12 protein-coding genes are annotated in these 18413 nt (G+C 50.0%); 7 read left to right on the forward strand and 5 right to left on the reverse strand.

The genetic code is table 11. The features are described from left to right. Window positions 1-90: 90 nt before the first annotated feature. On the reverse strand, window positions 91-606 hold the full coding sequence (locus AB7M22_RS12515) for an Hcp family type VI secretion system effector (RefSeq protein ID WP_454186524.1): 516 nt from the start codon (window positions 604-606) through the stop codon (window positions 91-93). A 1288-nt stretch (window positions 607-1894) separates the two neighbouring features. On the opposite strand from AB7M22_RS12515, the gene AB7M22_RS12520 reads away from it, so the two are divergent. Further along, on the forward strand, window positions 1895-2140 hold the full coding sequence (locus AB7M22_RS12520) for a hypothetical protein (protein WP_454186525.1): 246 nt from the start codon (window positions 1895-1897) through the stop codon (window positions 2138-2140). A 9-nt stretch (window positions 2141-2149) separates the two neighbouring features. Next, window positions 2150-3025: an aKG-HExxH-type peptide beta-hydroxylase gene (locus AB7M22_RS12525; RefSeq protein WP_454186526.1), complete on the forward strand. Its 876-nt coding sequence runs from the start codon at window positions 2150-2152 to the stop codon at window positions 3023-3025. 351 nt (window positions 3026-3376) lie between these two features. Here AB7M22_RS12525 and AB7M22_RS12530 read toward each other — a convergent pair whose 3' ends face one another. After that, the gene (locus tag AB7M22_RS12530; protein WP_454186527.1) at window positions 3377-3604 is read right to left on the reverse strand and encodes a DUF6388 family protein; all 228 of its coding nucleotides are present in this window, start codon (window positions 3602-3604) and stop codon (window positions 3377-3379) included. Between the two features lie 270 nt (window positions 3605-3874). On the opposite strand from AB7M22_RS12530, the gene AB7M22_RS12535 reads away from it, so the two are divergent. Together AB7M22_RS12535 and AB7M22_RS12540 are read left to right on the forward strand one after the other, a co-directional pair. Beyond that, window positions 3875-5365, forward strand: a complete 1491-nt coding sequence (locus AB7M22_RS12535) for a c-type cytochrome (RefSeq protein WP_454186528.1) — start codon at window positions 3875-3877, stop codon at window positions 5363-5365. 213 nt (window positions 5366-5578) lie between these two features. Continuing rightward, window positions 5579-6562: a tyrosinase family protein gene (locus AB7M22_RS12540; protein ID WP_454186529.1), complete on the forward strand. Its 984-nt coding sequence runs from the start codon at window positions 5579-5581 to the stop codon at window positions 6560-6562. A gap of 611 nt (window positions 6563-7173) precedes the next feature. Here AB7M22_RS12540 and AB7M22_RS12545 read toward each other — a convergent pair. After that, a complete protein-coding gene (locus AB7M22_RS12545; RefSeq protein WP_454186530.1) occupies window positions 7174-8007 on the reverse strand; it encodes a TIR domain-containing protein in 834 nt (277 codons plus the stop codon). A gap of 721 nt (window positions 8008-8728) precedes the next feature. On the opposite strand from AB7M22_RS12545, the gene AB7M22_RS12550 reads away from it, so the two are divergent. Next, window positions 8729-9616, forward strand: coding sequence for a hypothetical protein (locus AB7M22_RS12550; RefSeq protein ID WP_454186531.1), 888 nt, complete (start codon window positions 8729-8731; stop codon window positions 9614-9616). Between the two features lie 292 nt (window positions 9617-9908). Here the strand turns inward: AB7M22_RS12550 and AB7M22_RS12555 are convergent, their stop codons facing one another. After that, the gene (locus tag AB7M22_RS12555) at window positions 9909-11699 is read right to left on the reverse strand and encodes a reverse transcriptase domain-containing protein (protein ID WP_454186532.1); all 1791 of its coding nucleotides are present in this window, start codon (window positions 11697-11699) and stop codon (window positions 9909-9911) included. Window positions 11700-12136: 437 nt separating this feature from the next. Here AB7M22_RS12555 and AB7M22_RS12560 point away from each other — a divergent pair, with 437 nt between their 5' ends. Further along, entirely contained in the window at window positions 12137-13165 is a 1029-nt protein-coding gene (locus AB7M22_RS12560) for a DUF4238 domain-containing protein (RefSeq protein WP_454186533.1), read from the forward strand. Between the two features lie 236 nt (window positions 13166-13401). After that, complete coding sequence (locus AB7M22_RS12565; protein WP_184744775.1) at window positions 13402-14775, forward strand: transposase; 1374 nt, start codon at window positions 13402-13404, stop codon at window positions 14773-14775. A gap of 245 nt (window positions 14776-15020) precedes the next feature. On the opposite strand, the gene AB7M22_RS12570 is transcribed toward AB7M22_RS12565, so the two are convergent. Continuing rightward, the gene (locus AB7M22_RS12570; protein ID WP_454186534.1) at window positions 15021-17861 is read right to left on the reverse strand and encodes an AAA family ATPase; all 2841 of its coding nucleotides are present in this window, start codon (window positions 17859-17861) and stop codon (window positions 15021-15023) included. Window positions 17862-18413 lie beyond the last annotated feature (552 nt).

Consider the following 18413-nt stretch of genomic DNA (forward strand, 5'->3'; position numbering starts at 1 on the left):
CCGTCAGGTACGGCGCACGCAGAAAATTCGTTGGGTGAACGCCGCCCCGGTCAGCCGCGCTGGCCGGGGCGATACAACCATCAGTCGCGATTAAACGACTGGAACACGCCAATCATCGGAGCCCGAAGTACCGGATACTTCGTGGGTCCAGGTGATTTTGCGGTAGGTGAATTGCACTTCTTCCAGGTGCGTGAAGTGCGAGTTCGACGGATCCTGGCAGTTGTGCATTTTGTTGTTGATGGCGACGATGATCGCGTCTTCCAGTTTGGTGGTGTAGTAGTGCTCTTGGGTACCTTGAGCCGAAGTGCGGTACCACTGGATAACGATTTCGCTCATGCGCTCGCCGGAGGTCAGTGCCGCTTGCAGCAGTGGCGAGGACTTGTCGTAGACCTTGGTGATCACGACTGGCTTGTGTACACGCTGACCGGTCGGTTGGCCGGACTGTGGGTCACGCGGGATGATCACGTCGTGGCTGAAAGCCTGAACCATGACCTGGTCTTCGTGACCTTCCTGGTAGGTGTTGCCCACGGAGTCGGCGGTGAACGCGCCGGCGGTGATCAGGCCTTGTTTCTCGCCAGTGACGGACATGTACGCGGGTGTTGCCATGGGATGCTCTCCTTGCTCAAAAGACAGGACCGGACGGCATGATTGCCTGCCCAGGTGTTGGCGGAGAGATCAAAAGTCGTGCCAGCCAGCATCTAGCCATTACGCCGCAAGGGCTTGCGGCCCATGCGTGGGGGCCTTTTTCGAGTTTGGCAGTAGGAAAAGGAGTCAACGTGCGCAAGAAGTTGCGCAGTACTGCGCAACTTCTTGCGCACTTGGCTGCAAGCCTTTAACGGCGTGGCTTACAGCGATTTTTCAGCCTGATTTCGCCAATTCACTGCGCAACTTCTTGCGCAACTCGGCAATAGAATTCACTCGAGGCTGACTCAGTTTGCGAAACACAGAGCTCATGACAAACAGTGGTCAATAGCTACCGTGGAAGTCGTGGGGTGTCAGTTCGCTGACACGTCGCGCTGGAGCCGCTCTTGATGGTGACGGGCAAGCATGCTCAGGAATAGGTTTGATAACGCTAGGGAGGCGGCGGGCAGTGGCAGCGGATTGCGGAGCAGGGATTGGTTTTTGCGGAGCAAAGAAATAAGGGCTTGCATGAGGTATCTCACGCAAGCCCTTGATATTCATGGTGCCCGAAGCCGGAATCGAACCGGCACGCCCTTACGAGCGGGGGATTTTAAGTCCACAAATATTTCTTTATAAATCATTTGCTTATGATTTTATTTTTCCGCAAGGTCAGAAAATCAACATTGCTGGAGCCGAATAAAATCAAGAGCTCCAAAAAAATTGCGGAATGAAATTTGCCGTCGTTTCCACGATCAGATATGACTATCGCCTCACCGCTACCTATCCCTAATCAGATGCTAACGAGTACGAGCTGCTCGACGCCTAGTCAATTGCAACTGACCAGGTCTGAGGGACGAGTAGGAGCTACTTTGACAGCAGACCGCAATCGGCCAAAACCGGTCATTCGTGACAAGCAAAAAACGATCGAAAGCAGTCATTTAGTACCTACCAGACAGAGGGGCGATTTGGTTCATATCGGTCGCTCCATATGACTTTGAGTAAGGTTCTGATGTAAATAATAGGTACAACTGGCGGAAACTGAAAAAAGCAGCTATTACCATTGAGAGGAGTTGCAGCGTGATAGCTGATGTTGTGGAGGAGCTTGCTTTAGGCAGATAGCTTAGGAAGCTAGTTTAATTATATCCTTCTCACATCGCGTTGTGCATGCGGTGCTATCCTTGGGTTTGTTCGCAGAGTTGTTTTTTGCAATCGTGATAATAGATGTGATCTATATCCCCCTTCGTCTAGATGCCACCATAGCAGGAGCAAAGTGATGACGACCAAGAAAGAGTTGGATGAAAAACTCGAAATTGCAAGGGTAGCCGCCCATGCATCGGAGCTGGCAGCACATAATATTAAGCGCTACCTCGAGATTCACGCTGAAACGGCAGCATTTGTAAAGCCGGTAAATCGAGTAATGAAAATTGCAGATGAACTTACTGAAGATATGGAGAGGTTGATATCAGACTCAGCAGAGCTAGCAGCAAAAAGTCTTAGAAAATTCACAGGAAAAGAGTAGGAGAGTTGTATGGCTTCTCTATCTCGCCTGAGCTTTATGAGTCCTATACATATTGAAAGTAATATCGCGTTAGTTCAGGAATTTGCTGCTCAACCATACAGCGCTCCTCCATACGAAGCATTCCAGTTGTTACAGCAGTTCCCTAAAGCAGTATTTGAAGCGCCGGAGCGACATCAGCGAGTAAAAGAATGTCAAACTCTACAGCTGAGGGGACTGTTGACACAGATTATGGGGGGGGAGTTCCCTACCTCCTTTGCCGTATTAGATCCAGATAAATACTCGAAATTCCAAGCTCTGGCGCTATCTGGTGAACTGATATGGAGGGAGTATTTCCCTAGAGACTTTGCATGCTACGAGCTACTTATAAATCATGTTATATATGCATATAGAGATAACTATTCAGGCGGTAGCGTCTCGAATGCTCTTGGGTGGATATGGCTTTCTCCGGAAAATCATTGGACTGCAAGCGACTATGCACAAAATTTGATTCATGAGTACACGCATAATGCTTTGTTTTTAGAAGAAATGGTTCATACGCTGTTCTCAGTATCCGCAGAGGTTATGGCTATGCCAGAAAATCGTGTTGTAAGCTCTATCAGACGACAGCCTAGGTATTTCGACCAAACATTTCATGCTGCGGCAGTTGCCATAGTTTTGGCTGAGTATGCATTACATGAGCGATGCTATAAAACAGCCAGACTATTTATAAATGGGTTACTTCCTTCCCTTGACGCAATGAAAGAAAAAAAGCCATTGATGTCGAAGCATGGCTTTACCATTCTGGAGGAAATGATCTCTGTTGGACTCACTATGTACGCAGAGCTAGCGAGTGATACGCATCTTTCAAGATCCAATGAGTCAACACATACAAGTATGTCAAGATAAATAAAATAAGATTGAGTTAGCCCGACTAGGTAGTAAAATCCAGATCGCAAACTATCTAGCGGGCTTTTACGTGTCGAGCAGGACTTATCCTCAGGCTGTTCATAGATCGCGGCCGTTAAAACCGCCAGTGATCCAGACAATACAATAAGATGCAAGACTCCAGCCAAAGCAACAGAAGACACAGCCTTTCAGATAGATGAACTAACCGTGCCCATGTGCCGCGAAGCAGTCCAAGTAAACAACAGAACACGAGTCAAAGCCAATGCCCCCAATTCAAATGCTTAATGGTGAAACTCCTGGTGCTTTTCCTGAAGAATCTTGTATAGATAACTCATTGTCACTTAATCCGGTTCAGCTCTCTGAATTCCCCCAGTCCATGCCGCAGCTATCTGCGGCCTGAAGATGTCTCTCAAGACGCCACTCCTGCTCCTGCTCAGGTGAGTCGGCCATTAGACGAATGACAAATTCGTGTATTTCCAAGCCTCGAGCTTTGGCCTCGGCGGCAAAAGCCTTAATTTGCCGCAGCTCACGGAATTCTTCGACCGTGCTGCCCACTGCCTGATCCCAGGCAGCCGGCATCTATGTCCAGAGAAACTGCTGGGCTTTGCGCAAGTATTTGGATCTACCTGCGTTGTGCCGATTATCAATATTCATTGGGCTTTTCCGTGCTTAACGCACCAGCGTGAACCGGTGGGTCGAGTGCCACACCTGAACAGCCTCATTCGTCAACGGTGTCACCATCGGATCATGCAGGTGCTGGACGAACGAAAAAAATGAGCTTTACTAATAAATATCGTGCATTGGCTGTCGCGGTGGTTAGGTTATTTTAGATATGACCGGAGACGCGACATGAGCACAAAAAACTCGCTGAATACTTGTTTAACATTAACAGCCTGTTTTTTTCCTGTGTTAGTGTTTGGAGGCAACGTTGAGCAAGATAGTCTTCCTATCACAGCGGGGCCAACACCAGTAAACTGTCCAAAAGATTTCAACGAATGGGTAGTATGGCGTGATGCTATAATCCCCAGACTGCTTGAGCCTCGCTTCAAGAATGGAACTTCCTTCATTGATCCAAATCAAGTTATGGCGCAGTCACATTCAATTTCCAATTTTATTGATGATTGCGGCAAGTATTTCGCAGACCAAAACAAGTTAACGGAAGCTATTGGAAACCTACGAGCCTTTACGGGCGTACTTAAAAACAACCTAAGCATCCCAAACTACAACCATCAATTCGGCTACACAATCGATGATTTTGAGTTTCTAGAGAAAGTAAAGGAGAACATTGAGCTGCCACCACTATTACGGAGCAGTAAATTTCTAAAACTCATCAGTGACCGCGAAAGCTATAAAAATGCTTATGACATGATAATCGATCATAACAAAACTTCCACCCCTGGAAAAGAGTGGAAAATTTTGATCTACAAATCAAGATTTTTAACGACACCAGACGAAGCGAACACATTTGGACGCTTCTTCATTCTAGTGCCTGAAGATAAATATGACAAATGGATCCAGTTTGGAATTAAAACCCCAAATGACACAAGCTCAACACCGATCAACAATTTATCAATTGTTTCAGTTTCGAAACCAGATGCCCAAGGTAGACAACTGAACGCCATTGTGGATTGGTGGAGAACTTACCAGTCGGGCTGGAACGTAGAGCTAAAAACCCGCAGAGAGAGTCAAGGAGTAACTGAAAATTGCGTGATGTGCCACAAGACATCTCCTCTTGGCATACACCCAGCTGAAGAATACGAGTTCGACAGTGCGGGCAAGCTAGTAATTAACACAACTACTAATGGGCAAATTCCTGCCGTGCTCAACAAACTAATCGCAGGCTACGGCCGAAAAGGACCACCCTATTTCGGCGATGGGGTTAATACCTGGGCGGACCTGTCGAGCTATGGCCCGGAACTCGGCCCACTGATTCAGAGGACCGACGGGTTTATGCAATCTTGCGCAGCTGATGTAAATTTAAACTCTAACTCAATCAACAATGTTCGTGACAACATGGATTGTAGTGAATGTCACTCTTTGGACGGGCTGGGGGCATTAAATTTCCCCACTGCCACCAACGTCACAAACTCTCCAGGAAATCAAATTCTTGAGTATATATCACAGGGTTGGATGCCCCCAGGAAACAAATTATCCGCTGACGAGAGGAAAGCTTTATTTAAATGTTTAACCAAGGAGTACCATGACATAAGCGCTAACCAAGGCTTGTTTGTAGATTGGCTAAAGCAGTCTACTTCTTCTCAAGTAACAAGTGAAGAAATGCGGAAGGAGCGCGCCAAAAACACACAATTTCTTCTAATGGAGCAAGAGTTGAAACAGTAGGGCCTATTGCTTTATCTAAATAATTCCGCACCTTTTGTAAGCGTTATGGGTGGACGAAATCCAAGGGATGGCAAATGCAGTGCTTTCTTTTCGTGTCTCTCTCTGGCGATGTAGCGTTTGCCGCAACCAGGTCTAAACAGGGACTTATAAGGCGACGAGGAACGCCATAAGAAAAGCCATCACGATTGGCATGTCGCCTAATAGGAGATTGCAATGAGATTGAGAAAAAACGTGAGGTCCCTTAGTCAGGGAGAGATCGATGCGCTGGTCAACGGACTACTTGAGCTAAAGCGAAACGGTCAATATGACGAGTATGTACATTGGCATCATCATGTCATGGTTCCGAGCATTATGTCCTGGGAGCCTAATGATCCTGAATACCGCAACGGAGCACATCGCGGGCCATCGTTCTTGCCTTGGCATCGTGAATTTCTTCTTCAGGTAGAGAATGATCTTCAAGCGATAGATGCCTCTATCACCATCCCATATTGGGACTGGACACAGGACGCAGCCGATCCAACTATGGCTCCAATTTGGGCAGATTCATTTTTGGGTGGCAATGGTGTCGAAGGTGATTCTTGGCGAGTGGCAGATGGTCCATTCGCACTCAGCAAGGGCAATTGGCCGGTTCCAAAATATGCAGAAGAACTCTACCCAGTGCCAGGGCTAAAGAGGCAGTTCGGAGTCTACGCAAACTCCCTTCCAACAAAGGATGACTTGACGCTCGCAATGGCCGAGAGACTCTACGACACACCTCCCTATAATTCCGGCCCATTCACCTTAGGATTCAGAAATCGTCTGGAAGGATGGATTACCCAGCGCGGTGACTCTCGCGTAACGACACCCGGAACTCAGTTGCACAATCGAGTTCATGCATGGGTTGGTGGAAGCATGATTTTGATGACATCCCCAGATGATCCGGTCTTTTTTCTGCACCATTGCTTCGTCGACAAAGTGTGGGCTGATTGGCAGACAGCAACAGCAAAAAAAAACCCAGACTGGGCACCATACTATGCGCCCCTCAGAGACGGTCCATCTGGGCACAACCTCGATGATGTACTTAGGCCTTGGAGTCGCAAGATAAAAGATACATTCGCCATCACCACGCTGGGCTATGAGTACGAGCAACCAGTACAGATCATGGAGGCCGCGCTTGAACCAACTCGTGGGGCTATCCAGTCTCCATTCATGGAGTAGATGCCGAACAACAGGTTCCGCCACCATGAGTACAGCCATCCCGCCTACGCCGCAAGAGAGAACGGGAGCTGCGCTCGAAAACTACTTCGCACTGTCCGATATCCTGAGAAAGGATCTGCTCGCATCGAGCGGACATGCAACGGCGGGCTTAGCCCACCTACGTATGCCGCTCATGTCGAATGTGAATGTCTGCATAGGGTTGTTTTCTGCCTGTCGCGACCGGCTGAAACCGACCCTAAGCTGCCCTTCGCGGTGGTCAGCAATCGGCCATTACCGGTCAGTCGTGACAGGTATCGGATTAACATCCCTCCATCTCAATGCCACATTTGTCGCATGTCATGTCGCATGATAATCGAGTACCTGCGACAGAATCACGCGACATCGTAAAGCCATTACCATCAGGCCCGAATGTGTCGTCGCATAACTCAGGACTTAGCTACTGCGTTGATCTTCTTGTTTGCATAACGATTAAGCTAAGAGACGGGCTTCAGCCCGTCCAAGTTAGCGCGCGAACGATTTGAACCAGTTGTTTACATGCACTCCACTACAACACGATCGCTTTTTACGTAACCGTAGAAGCAGTCCGTAATAGCGAATTTTGGCGTACAAATCTAAAACGGAATATCTGCATCGAAATCAACTGCATCTACCTTTTTATTTGCTTTGTGAAGCAACTCCTCATTTTCCAGCAGATAATCTATCCCGTCGGCAGTTATTGAGAATGCATAATATTCAGAGCCATTATACTCGTCATCTATAGCGATACTCTTATCTAGAAACCCGACCCTTTCCAATTTGATCGCCGCTAAACTCAGTATTCCTTGCTCAACCCCTTTCAGATCGTTGAATGTACTCCATACGGATACACCATCCGGTGAGCGAGCGTAGCTTTCAAGAACTTTTGCCAATAGACGATGCTCAACGTCGCCAAGTTTGTAATTGTATCCAGCCTTCCTGCGCGGTTTTGTCTGAATATTTAAATCCTGTGAAAGCAAGCCTAAATTTGCCACTTCCTTTTTGATTAGTACACATGGGTGATTTACAGCAGCCTCTAAATTTCCATCAGACCTTCCACCATTGTAATCTGCGGGTGTAAGACCCAAAAGATCAGTCGGAAAATGCAGCTCGGTGTCTCGAGGTTTAACTATGAAGCATCGCTCTTTACCTAAAGTACCGACAAACAGGCCAAGCTCAAAAAGCACATTATCTCGGACAATGTGCTTTTGTTGGTCTCTGATTTCTGCAATATCATCTGGTGTAAAAATGAAAATTGCGAAGTCCACTGATTCCGCCATTTTTACCAGAGAGTCAATCGTGTTCTGAGAGAGGTTAAACCCATGCTTCCAAACCGTTACCTCAGCCTGATGATCTAGGTTTACGTTGAATGCATCAGCCACATCCAAGCTTTCTACCGCTGAAGCTATAAATATTCTAGGTTTTCTCATATGACTTCCTCAAAAACTCGACTCAGGCTGACCGCTAACGTGAAGCTAACGGGCGGACAAAAGCGCAGCTTTTGGACGTCCAGCGAGCGAAGTGAGCGATGGTCAAGCGCATTGTTATACGTTGAACTGGCCAAGAATAAACGTAAGCGCTCCATGAAGTACACCTACCGCTAGGTGCGGTTCTCGTTTGCGCATGGCCCTCCCACCCTTGGGGCTCCGAGCGACCTGGCTAGTCAGGACGGGGAACTGACTTTTTGTCAGGCACTTAAAGCTACTGGCTACTATTGCCATTAATTCGGGAGTAAGCGAGAGCCGCTCCCTCACGGCTCATCCTAACGGTAAATACCATAAATCCCGTTATGCGCAGCCCCTCGCTAGCTTACCTTAGCTCGGTTTAGCGACCGCTTTAGGTGGTTTTTTGAATGTCGTCACCGTCAGCTTTGAGTCGATTTCTCCCATCGTGACAGGCAACAATCGGCCAAAGCAACGGGGCTTGCAATGAGGAGGAGTCCATATACGGACATCCACCAGGGACGACTACCGGCTATGAACAGACGATCGCCAATATTATTTTCGGACGATGGCGCAGGTGGTGGGATGACGGTTCGCGAACGTTCGTTGCAGGGAGTTACGAGTGAATTACAGTCTGACTAGCAATCTTGACATTGATGTCGCCAAACCGACTAAAATCGCCACTTCGCCTTTTCTATGATGCTGATCTATGACTGTTGAACGCACGAGCAGAACCAAAGTACGTGAGATAGTCACTGCACTAAACCGTGCCGACCTGACTGCTATCGATTACGAATATCTCCTGACTCAAGTGGGGGCCTTGATCAAGGGCATTCCCATGAAGGCGCAATCTTTGCCTGTAGGAACCACGCTGTATCGGGGGGTAATTTACCCCGAGAGGCCAAGTAAAGTGAGTTATCTAGGTAGTCCACCCGCCGAGTTGGTGACCAATTTTCAACGTTGCAATGGTCCAGGCAAACCAATGTTCTATGCAAGTGTCGATATCGCTGCAGTATTTTCCGAACTGAATGCGAATATTGGCAATATAGTTTATCTATCAAGCTGGACTGTTGAACGAGAATTTTTTTACTTCCGAATTCCACCCGGAGCAGGCGAGGGAATGGAGGAGGATGCCGCTTTCTCAAAAATCGAGACATTTTTTGAGACGCGGTTCGCTCAACCTATTCATGAGACGTTTTCAGCACAGTACAAACTGACTTCCGCTATAACCGAGAAGTTATCCACTGGTAGCGTCTCCGGCCCTCCTGAATGGTTGAAAGGGCGGGCCCTAGGAGCTGTTGTATACCCATCGGTTGCACACACCACACGCTCCGATAATATTGCAATTCAAACGGTGGTAGCACAGTCATGTCTGCGGCTTTCCAATGTCCGTGCAATTGAGCTTACGGAACGGCAAGCTGAGTCACTAACCGTGCGAGAGATCGATTTCAGCACCACCTTTGATGATGAACATATAAAATGGCTGGGCCGCCCGATGCAATGGACTTTTAATGCCGAAGAGACTCTCAATTTCACCGTTGAGAACAACATGTGGGTAGCGCGCTCTGCGGACGGCACTATCATAAATCCATCGTAGAAAACAAACGCAGCGTAGGCAGTCTTCGGTACTTCGTTGAGCGGGGTACGTAACTATGAACACCCGAGCGGACGTTGACGCATAGTTGTCGGAGTGAGGGAAGAGTGAGCGCTCAGGCATGAACTCGGGACGTTCAGCTTTGTCGTCCTGTATGACCGCAACGGGTCGAATGCAGCCCTTCATGACAGGCAGAAAACGGCCAATAGTTGCCTTTCGCTAGGACTGCAAAAGGCAAAGAACAGTCTATTATTATCGATGTCGGTTTTGGAGTTGCAGAACAGTCAACACCGCCCTACACCGGCAGCCGAGCCGTTACTCGCTCAGTTCTCTGATGATGAATCTCACTGAAAACTCCGTTGCCACTACGTTTTGGTAAAGGCTTAAGCAGGCGGCCGCCTAATAAGTCATGTAATTTTTTATAAAAAACAAAATCTTTTCTAGCAATGAATGTATTTAGGCTTTCCAATGGAATGAAGCCAAATAGCGCTGATTCGATATTGTTTTTAGCTCCCCTTGCTGCAACGCCAATAACTTCCATAGAGTCGTTAAAGAAGGGGCCGCCACTATTCCCTTCAAAGAGAGTAAAGTCTACTAGCCAAAGATCTAGATCAACTTGTCTGCGGCGCTGAGTTGTATGCCCTCTAGCGATATAGTGTGCAGCTCCATCTCTATGCCTAGGAAAGCCAATTGATAGAACTGGCTCCATTGGTCGTATTATTGATCTCTCGGCTTTCCGTAGAGAAGGGATGCTACGAAATTCCGCGCTCGGCTGAAATATAGCCAAGTCTGCTTTTTTATCAGAAAGGATAAGTTCTGCGGTATATTCTTTCTCTTCGTTAGCTCGCTGGAAGGAAATCATATGAGGCGCCATGGATTTTGATACGCCGCATACAACGTGCTCGTTGGTAACGATTCCAACCCCATCCAGCAGGAATGCGGTTCCTTGGCTGTCATCAGTCATATTATTAACTACGAATATCGAGTTCCCCAAAATTTCTTCAGGAGTCTTTTTGAACTCTGGGTTTGCTTTGCCAATAGCGACGGTAAAGTCGTAGGCTAGCCGGCGATAAACCTTGTCTCCTCGCCCGCGGATCATTTGAATGTAATTAAGACGGCCTTTCACAACTTTGATGAAAAAATCGCCGGCATTATCTTTTGTTCTAATAATCTGCCGTGGCTGTAAGAGATGGCTTTCCCCCTTCAAAAGCTCCAAGTATTTGGCTTCTGCCAACTCACATCCATGTCGCTTGAGAGCATTAATCATTGAGCTTGTAAGGCGAACGAATTCTCTAGTAACGTTCGGCCTTTCATTCACGATAAGGCCAGTCACCATTTGGCGTTGAGATCGATGTTGGAGTCGTGTTTTTTCAGGATTGATCATGAAGCCATTGGCTTTTATGATTTCCTCCAATAATCGCCCTGGAAGAGCCCTACGGTCTTCAGAAACCTCGATTATATCTTTTGGCAGGTATTTTAACGGGGTAGTAAAAGAAAATGTTATATCGTCTGCATAGCGTGTGAAATGGCATTTTCCTGTTTTCGCTAAAGCTTGAAGCTGCGCATCAAGTTTGCGGCAGATCATATTGGATATTAGTGGAGAGGTTGGCGATCCTTGCGCTAGCCGACCATCACTACAACAGATATGTGCAATCACCGTTGCTACGTTCCGTGGTGCATTGAACGGTTGGGCCATGAATAAATTTCGTACCCGGCCAAAGTGAATACTTCCAAAGAAATCTTTTAAGTCGATATTGAATACGTACTTTTTCCCCGAGTGGATTTGAGCATTGGTTTTAATGCTTCGACCTTTAACAAATCCATGGCTGGAGGATTTTGGTGTGTAAAATTTTTCGAGATACTCTAAGAGCTCGCGCTGAAGTCTCTTCAATACGCGCTTAGGAGCCACGATAGTCCGCGGCGTGCCATTTCTCTTCGGGATGGAAAAACTTACATAGTGACTTGAATTTTTTTTGTACAAGAAACTGAGTAGTTTCTTTTGGTCAACTTTTAGAAGCCGGCACAGGTTGTCAAGGTCGCTGAATCCCGGACGAAATAAATTTTTAAAAATCTCATCGATATTCATGGTGATAACCGGGTCTCGGGGTCATTTTCTCTTTTACACATCGCCAACGTTAACAACATCGTTAAGCGCGAATAGGCAAAGCTACCCTTGCATTGGCCACCGCATATAGTCAGTGGAAAGTTAAATCGTGCCCCGAGCCCGGAGGCAAATTGATATCATATGGCTATCGCGCAGTCAAGGCCGTTTTATAGCTAGCTAAAACGTTCATAATGTTAGACACGTCCCAACGGTGACCTCTAAAAAAGCGAACCTGCCGTTTGTGTACTGCTTGCTCTGACTCGTGCACCTGTTCCCACCGCTGTCCCTCCTTGGCAGCTACCGCTATTCTGCGAGTTTTCGATCACACCTGAGTGGTTCATTAGGAATCGAACAGCGGATATCTGACACACCCTGTATAGGGCTGTCCCAGGACAGATTAATGAGGATGAAGCGCCACGATGGAAGGCATCAAAAAAGATAACCACTATGTGCCTCAGGCATACCTGAGGCAATGGGTGATCAATGGCAAAATCCTCACTTACAGGCTCCTGGTGCCGCATGAGAAGTGCGAGGATTGGAAGCCTCATTCCCCCAAAGGTATTGCTAAACACCAGCATCTTTATACCTATTTCTCGGGCTCTAAAGACAGCGATGAGATTGAGCGCTGGCTTGATCGTGAATTTGAGCGGCCTGCATCGGTGTCGATAGCAAAGGTAGTGAATGAGACTCAATTGAGTGTCAAGGATTGGAACAACTTGTTCCGCTTCGCCGTAGCGCAATCGATTAGGACGCCTACAGGCATGCAGAGCTTCATGAAGCGCCAGAACGAAACGCTTGAGGCTCTTTTGTCAGAGTCGATGGAGGGGTCGGTTGCCAAAGTTGAAGCGGCGTTGGCTTCTGGTATCAAACTTGAGCCCGCACCAGCTGTAGACGCATACAGCAAGCTGCCCCTTAAGCTCCATCGCGTGAAAAATGAAGATGGCTCAGAAGGTATCGAAGCACGGGTACTGAACGGGCGGAAGTTTTGGATTTGGCAACTCGAACACACCCTCAAAAACACAATCCATCGTATGCCAACTCTTCGATGGACCATCCTGCACGCCCCCACTGGAGTCACTTGGCCAACAACTGATAATCCATTCACAAGGCTGGGAGTGGGGGCGAACGGAGAGCTGAGCCTTGAAGGCGGCTGGGGGGTACAAGGAACAAGACTTTTCCTTCCTCTTAGCCCCAAGCACCTCCTATTCGCTTGTGTCGGCCAGCGCCCCCCTCCACGAGGCAGTACGGTAAGCCTCTCCGACGCGGCATTTTTTCGTACGGTGATCATCAATGGCGCCAGTCGCTACATATTTGCGACGGATACACAGGATATCGTTGAATTCAGGCCACGCACTGTCTCGCGTGAGCTATTTGATGCAGAGGCTAAGCTGTGGGCGGATTGGCACTCAAGCCAATCAGAAGAGGAAGCACAGTACCCCAACCTTTAACCTATTTTGCCCCCGAGGCGGTTGATAGCGGGGAGTGAGTTGCCGTGTTGGTTCGCAGGATTGCCCTTCGCCAACGGTAGCTATGGGTGTGGATTGCGGCCCTTCGTGGCAGGCAGCAATTGGCCGATGTCTGCCTGTTCACGACTGACCGAATCCGACCGATTCTGTTGAAAAAGTAGCTCCCCTGTCTGGCCTGCGGCAAAATCTCTGCATTGGCCAGCAGGGAAGCACACAGCATGATGGGACAGTTATCGAGTGGGCAGGATCGACTGTTTTACTCGTTCAACCTTGAAGATCACATCCCAGCCAATCACCTTCTGCGAAGCATTGATCAGTGTCTCGATCTGAACGACCTGCGCCATTACCTCGCCGATTTTTATAGCCCGATCGGGCGTCCGTCGATTGATCCTGAACTGATGATCCGCATGCTGATCGTGGGCTATTGCTACGGCATTCGCTCCGAACGGCGGTTGTGCGAAGAGGCCCATTTGAACCTGGCGTATCGCTGGTTCTGCCGGTTGAGCCTTGAGGATGAAGTCCCCAATCACTCGACCTTTTCCAAAAATCGACACGGCCGTTTTCGGGACAGCGATCTGTTTCGCTGGTTGTTCAACGAGGTGCTGCGTCGTTGCATGGATGCTGGCCTGGTCAAAGGCGAAGGATTTGCTGTGGACGCCAGCATCATCAAAGCGGATGCGAGTCGGCAGCGCGGCGTACCGGGTGATGAACAGGTCAACTGGAGCGATCCGGCCCTGAGCACCCGCGCCGTGCGTGAGTACCTTGAAGCCCTCGATGAAGAGGCTTTGGCCGAAACGCTACCGAAGCGTTTATCACTGACTGATCCTCAGGCTCGCTGGACCGCTGCTCCAGGCGGCCCCGCGTTCTACGCTTACTCGACGAATTATCTGATCGATACCGAACACGGCGTCATCGTGGATGTGGAGCCTACACCGGCTCATCGAACGGCCGAGGTTGAGAGCACCAAGACAATGATCGAACGGGTCGAAGCGCAGTTCGACATCAAGCCGGAGCGCCTCATTGGCGATACCGCTTACGGTACAGCGCCGATGCTGGCTTGGATGGTGGAGGAAAAAGACATCGAGCCGCATGTGCCGGTGTGGGACAAAACAGAGCGCAAGAACGACAGTTTCTCGAGCACCGATTTCCACTGGAATGAAGAGGCTGATGAATACCGCTGCCCGGCCGGCAACGCCTTGCGCAGCGAGTGGCGAGCCTTCAAGAACGAGCGTTCGCACGTCACCAAAGCCAACACCATCATCTTCCGATCCAGACAGACCGACTGCGTAGCGTGTCCGATGAAAGCCAAGTGCTGCCCGAACACTGCGTTTCGTAAGATCGCCCGCAGCGTCCATGAAGCCGCTCGGGATGTGGCTCGGCGCATTGCAGCAACACCGGCGTATCAGCGCTCTCGCCACGAACGTAAAAAGGTCGAAATGTTGTTTGCCCACCTCAAGCGAATCCTGAAATTGGATCGCTTGCGACTACGTGGCATGAGCGGCGCGACCGATGAGTTCACGCTGGCCGCTGCGGTGCAGAACCTGCGCCGGCTGGCCAAATTTACCTCTCAAGGTCCACCGGTCACGGGATAGGTGCGCCTGCACTAAGCAAAAACCTCAAACTAACCCACTAACTGAGCGGCAACGGTCAACGAAGGGCCGAAAAACCACTCAATGTGGTGAGTAGGTTCTCCAGTGGTAGTCGTGCCTGAGTTCAGGCGATCTGAAAATCCGACTTTTTCAACAGAATCGACCCAAAGCGGCCGTTGAGTCCTCGCAGAATATGAGCTCAAAGCAGCCAGATCTGCTCCAAGCGGAACAGAGGTCATGGCAGTTCTTTAGCTTTGCTCGCGCTGAGCGACGCTGGCGAGACACTGTTCGATGAACTGAAGCTCCTGGTCGAGCTCGACCGCGCGCTTTTCCAGAGCTTTCAACGCCGCCTTGTGCTCCTTCTGCACCTCTTCTGGCGCCTTGACGAGTCTGGCAAGCTTGCGCTGCCTCCACGCGATATCACCGTTCAGGTCGGCAAGACATTTGACGCCTGATTCTCTCTTCTTAGCTGTAAATAGCTGGCACTCCAAATAGCGGATGGCGTCGTAGATTTTAACGACCTCACTGCTAGTCTTTGAGTGCACGAAGTTCAGGCTGCCCTCGTCGAAGGCGTGGTGCTCCTGGTTCTGCCCACCCCAGTTGACCAGGTCATTCTTGATGAAATTGAAGTATGACAGGTCATAATCAATGAACGGTTCCACCAGCGAAAAGGTGTGTTCCAGGCTGACCTGCAGGTACATGCTCTTCTTGAGCTGTGATTTATTAAAGTGCGCGGTTACTTTGACCTCATTTTCTATGCAGAACTCAAGCACCATGGATTCGAACCAGATACGACAATAGAGCAGCGCTTGACGCACATCGAATACCGAAAGCGCGGCAAGAATTTTCTCCTGGAAGCTGCCCACGTGATCAATGACTAGAATGCCTTTGTTCGTATAACTGAGAACATTACTGGTGTACTGCACCTGCTGAGCATGACGCTGGGCAATAATACAGAAACGCTCCCAGAAAAGACGGTCATGGGTGGTGACGAGCATTTGGATCCGGCGCAGGTAAGCATCGCTGAAGAACAGGTCGATGATGTTCGATCGGTGATCGGTGTCGATCGCATTGACGACGTCATCGAAGACGATGAGCGGGAAGTTGTTCTTCTCGGCCATCGCCAAGAGGATGGACAAACCCAGCGCTCGCAGATGCCCTTCGCTGAGCACCGCAAACGCATCAAGGATTGATCCGTCCACGCTGGTAATCTTGATCCGATAGCTATCCGCCTGGCGGTCGAAGGTCAACGACGCGATCTGCTCATGGTCATCGTCGTGGTTGTTGATCGCGCGGTAGTACTCGGCAGCCTTGGCTTCGATCCCGGTGATTCGCGCTTTCTCCAGCTCAAGCTTGTAATCCAGCAGGTCGCGGTACAGCGTTCGGTACTCAGCTTCCAGATCCTTGAGCAACTGGTTGAACTGGCTATTGTCGACTGCATCGTTGAACAATACCGCTTTTTGCTTTATCAGGTCTGCCATCTGGTCGTTGGCGACCTTGAACTCGCTTATCGCCAGTTTTTTTCTGTCGAACTGCAGCTTCAGCAATTCGTCAATTTCTTTCAGCTGCGTCACCCGTTCTTCGAGGCGGGCTGCCTGGGCGTCTGCCTGGCCAACCTCCCGAAGCTTGCGCTCACAGGCGCGCAAGTAGTCCTCAATCTGATCTGCACTCCGCGCGTAGAGCTTCAGAAACGAGTCGAGAACGGACGGCGCCACTTCCGAGCGATCGGTAGCGGCATGGAACTTTGCAAGCTCCACCTCCAATTCGTCCATGTTCAGTGGGCAGGGAACATCGGCATGCTCATTGCCTTTCACCGCGCCGATTCCGGTCGCGACTCGTGAAGCCCAGAGCGCGATCCGGGCGTCATTTCTCTGCCTGGATTGCTTGAGGGACTCCAGTGCACCCAACGCCTTGATCTGCTCTCGCGCCCTCTCGAACGGGTTCATCACCACCTGGTCGAGGGGCGTCAGGCATGCGGGACAGGTTTCCCCGACCTGCAACTGTTCGATGGCCACCAATGCCTCGTATACGGCGCGATAATTGACCTCGCAGGCCCTCTGCAGAAATACCTTCTCGATATCGGCTCTGCGGTGGAGCAAGCGCTGAGCGATGGCACAGATACGCCTGACCTGCGTTAGCGGTATAGCGAACGGGGCCTTGGCGGCTCGCAGGCGCTCAGCGCCACGAATATGCATTTCAACCGTGTCGCGCAGCCGCAAGACCTTTCGGCGTACATCGAAGTCTTGGTTGGCCCTCAGCCCCAGCAGCCTACAACTCTCGAAAATCGATGCATGAAGGTCTGTCCTGTGATTACGGCGCAGCTGGAGCAGGCTTACCCGGGCACGTTCCAGGGTGTCCAGTGCCTCGGCTTGATCAGCACGCATGAAGGCTTTGAGCGAGAAGCTTTCAGGCCGGACGAACCGAGAAATGACCTCCTGGAGTTCTTCCAAACCAAACAAGGTGGCCAGGACATCACTCTCGGCACTGCCAGTATCCTTGGAGCCCAGCAACGAAAATTCTTGAAGACGGTTCCGATCAATGAAACAGCCCGACCAGCTGATGCTTCGCTTGACTGGTAACTTGTCTGTTCCCATCAGCATGAGCTTGGGCTTCACCTCTCCCCGGGCGATGTACTGATTGACCTTAGTCTTGCGCCTGGCCGCTTCTTTGATATCGCCAGTGGTGCCGATTTCCACCGCCTCGCACAACGATGATTTGCCGCCGCCATTGGGTGCGTAGAAGATGTTCTTCAGCTTGCTGAAGCGAATGAAGGTGCCTGTGTCGTCAGGGCCAAATTCTCCGAAGCCTCGGAAGTTTTTTACGCGAAGGTAGTCCAACGTGCCGAGTCCGGACGGCGGTATTCGATCCAGTTCCGGCTTGCTGTCGAGCACCTTTTTGAAGCGTGCGGCGATGCGCTGATAGTTGCGACCCAGCAACTGGTCAGCTGCCGCTGTGATGTGCGTTTTGATGTGGTCGGAATAGCGGCCCTTGCCTTGGTTCGCCTGGTACATGCACCAAAGCAGCACGAGGTAAGCGTCACTGCGTCCTTCAAGATTCTGCCTTGCAAAACTCAAAAGGTACTGGCTCATCGCGCCTCCTCCCTGATACGCATGAGCGTAGCCGGACTGAAATCAGAAAGCCATTATCGCCAAGCCAAGTGTCGAGGCCCTTTGCTATTGTTGAGCTCTGCCGATCTAGGCTTGGTACCTCATAGGATTCAGCTCTGCTTCTTCATAATGATGCTCGTTCCGGGCACGTCCCATCAAAACCAAGGGGACGACCAATAGACGCGACCTGCTAGGGGGAACGGGACGGAATCTGTGATGAACTATGCTAGGGAGCCATAAAGACTTGGCGTCTGAGCTTACACAGGCGATTGTCCGCTGTGGGTCGATTGCAGCCCCTCGTCACGGGCAGCCATCGGCCCAGGCTGTGTGAAAACGTTTTGGAGCAGGTTTTACAGTCAAGACTGGAACGAAAATCGCGCTCCTACGCAAATTTCCGGTCTGCTGATGAATTTTACGTAGCAACGCAGACTTCAAAACGGCGCATGCGTTTTCACACAGCCTGGGCCAGAAGAAGCCAGGCGGATGCGTCTGGAAAATCCGGCGCGCTTCAGCTGTACGTTGCCTATATATCAA

The sequence above is a fragment of the Pseudomonas sp. ADAK2 TE3594 genome (assembly GCF_053628675.1).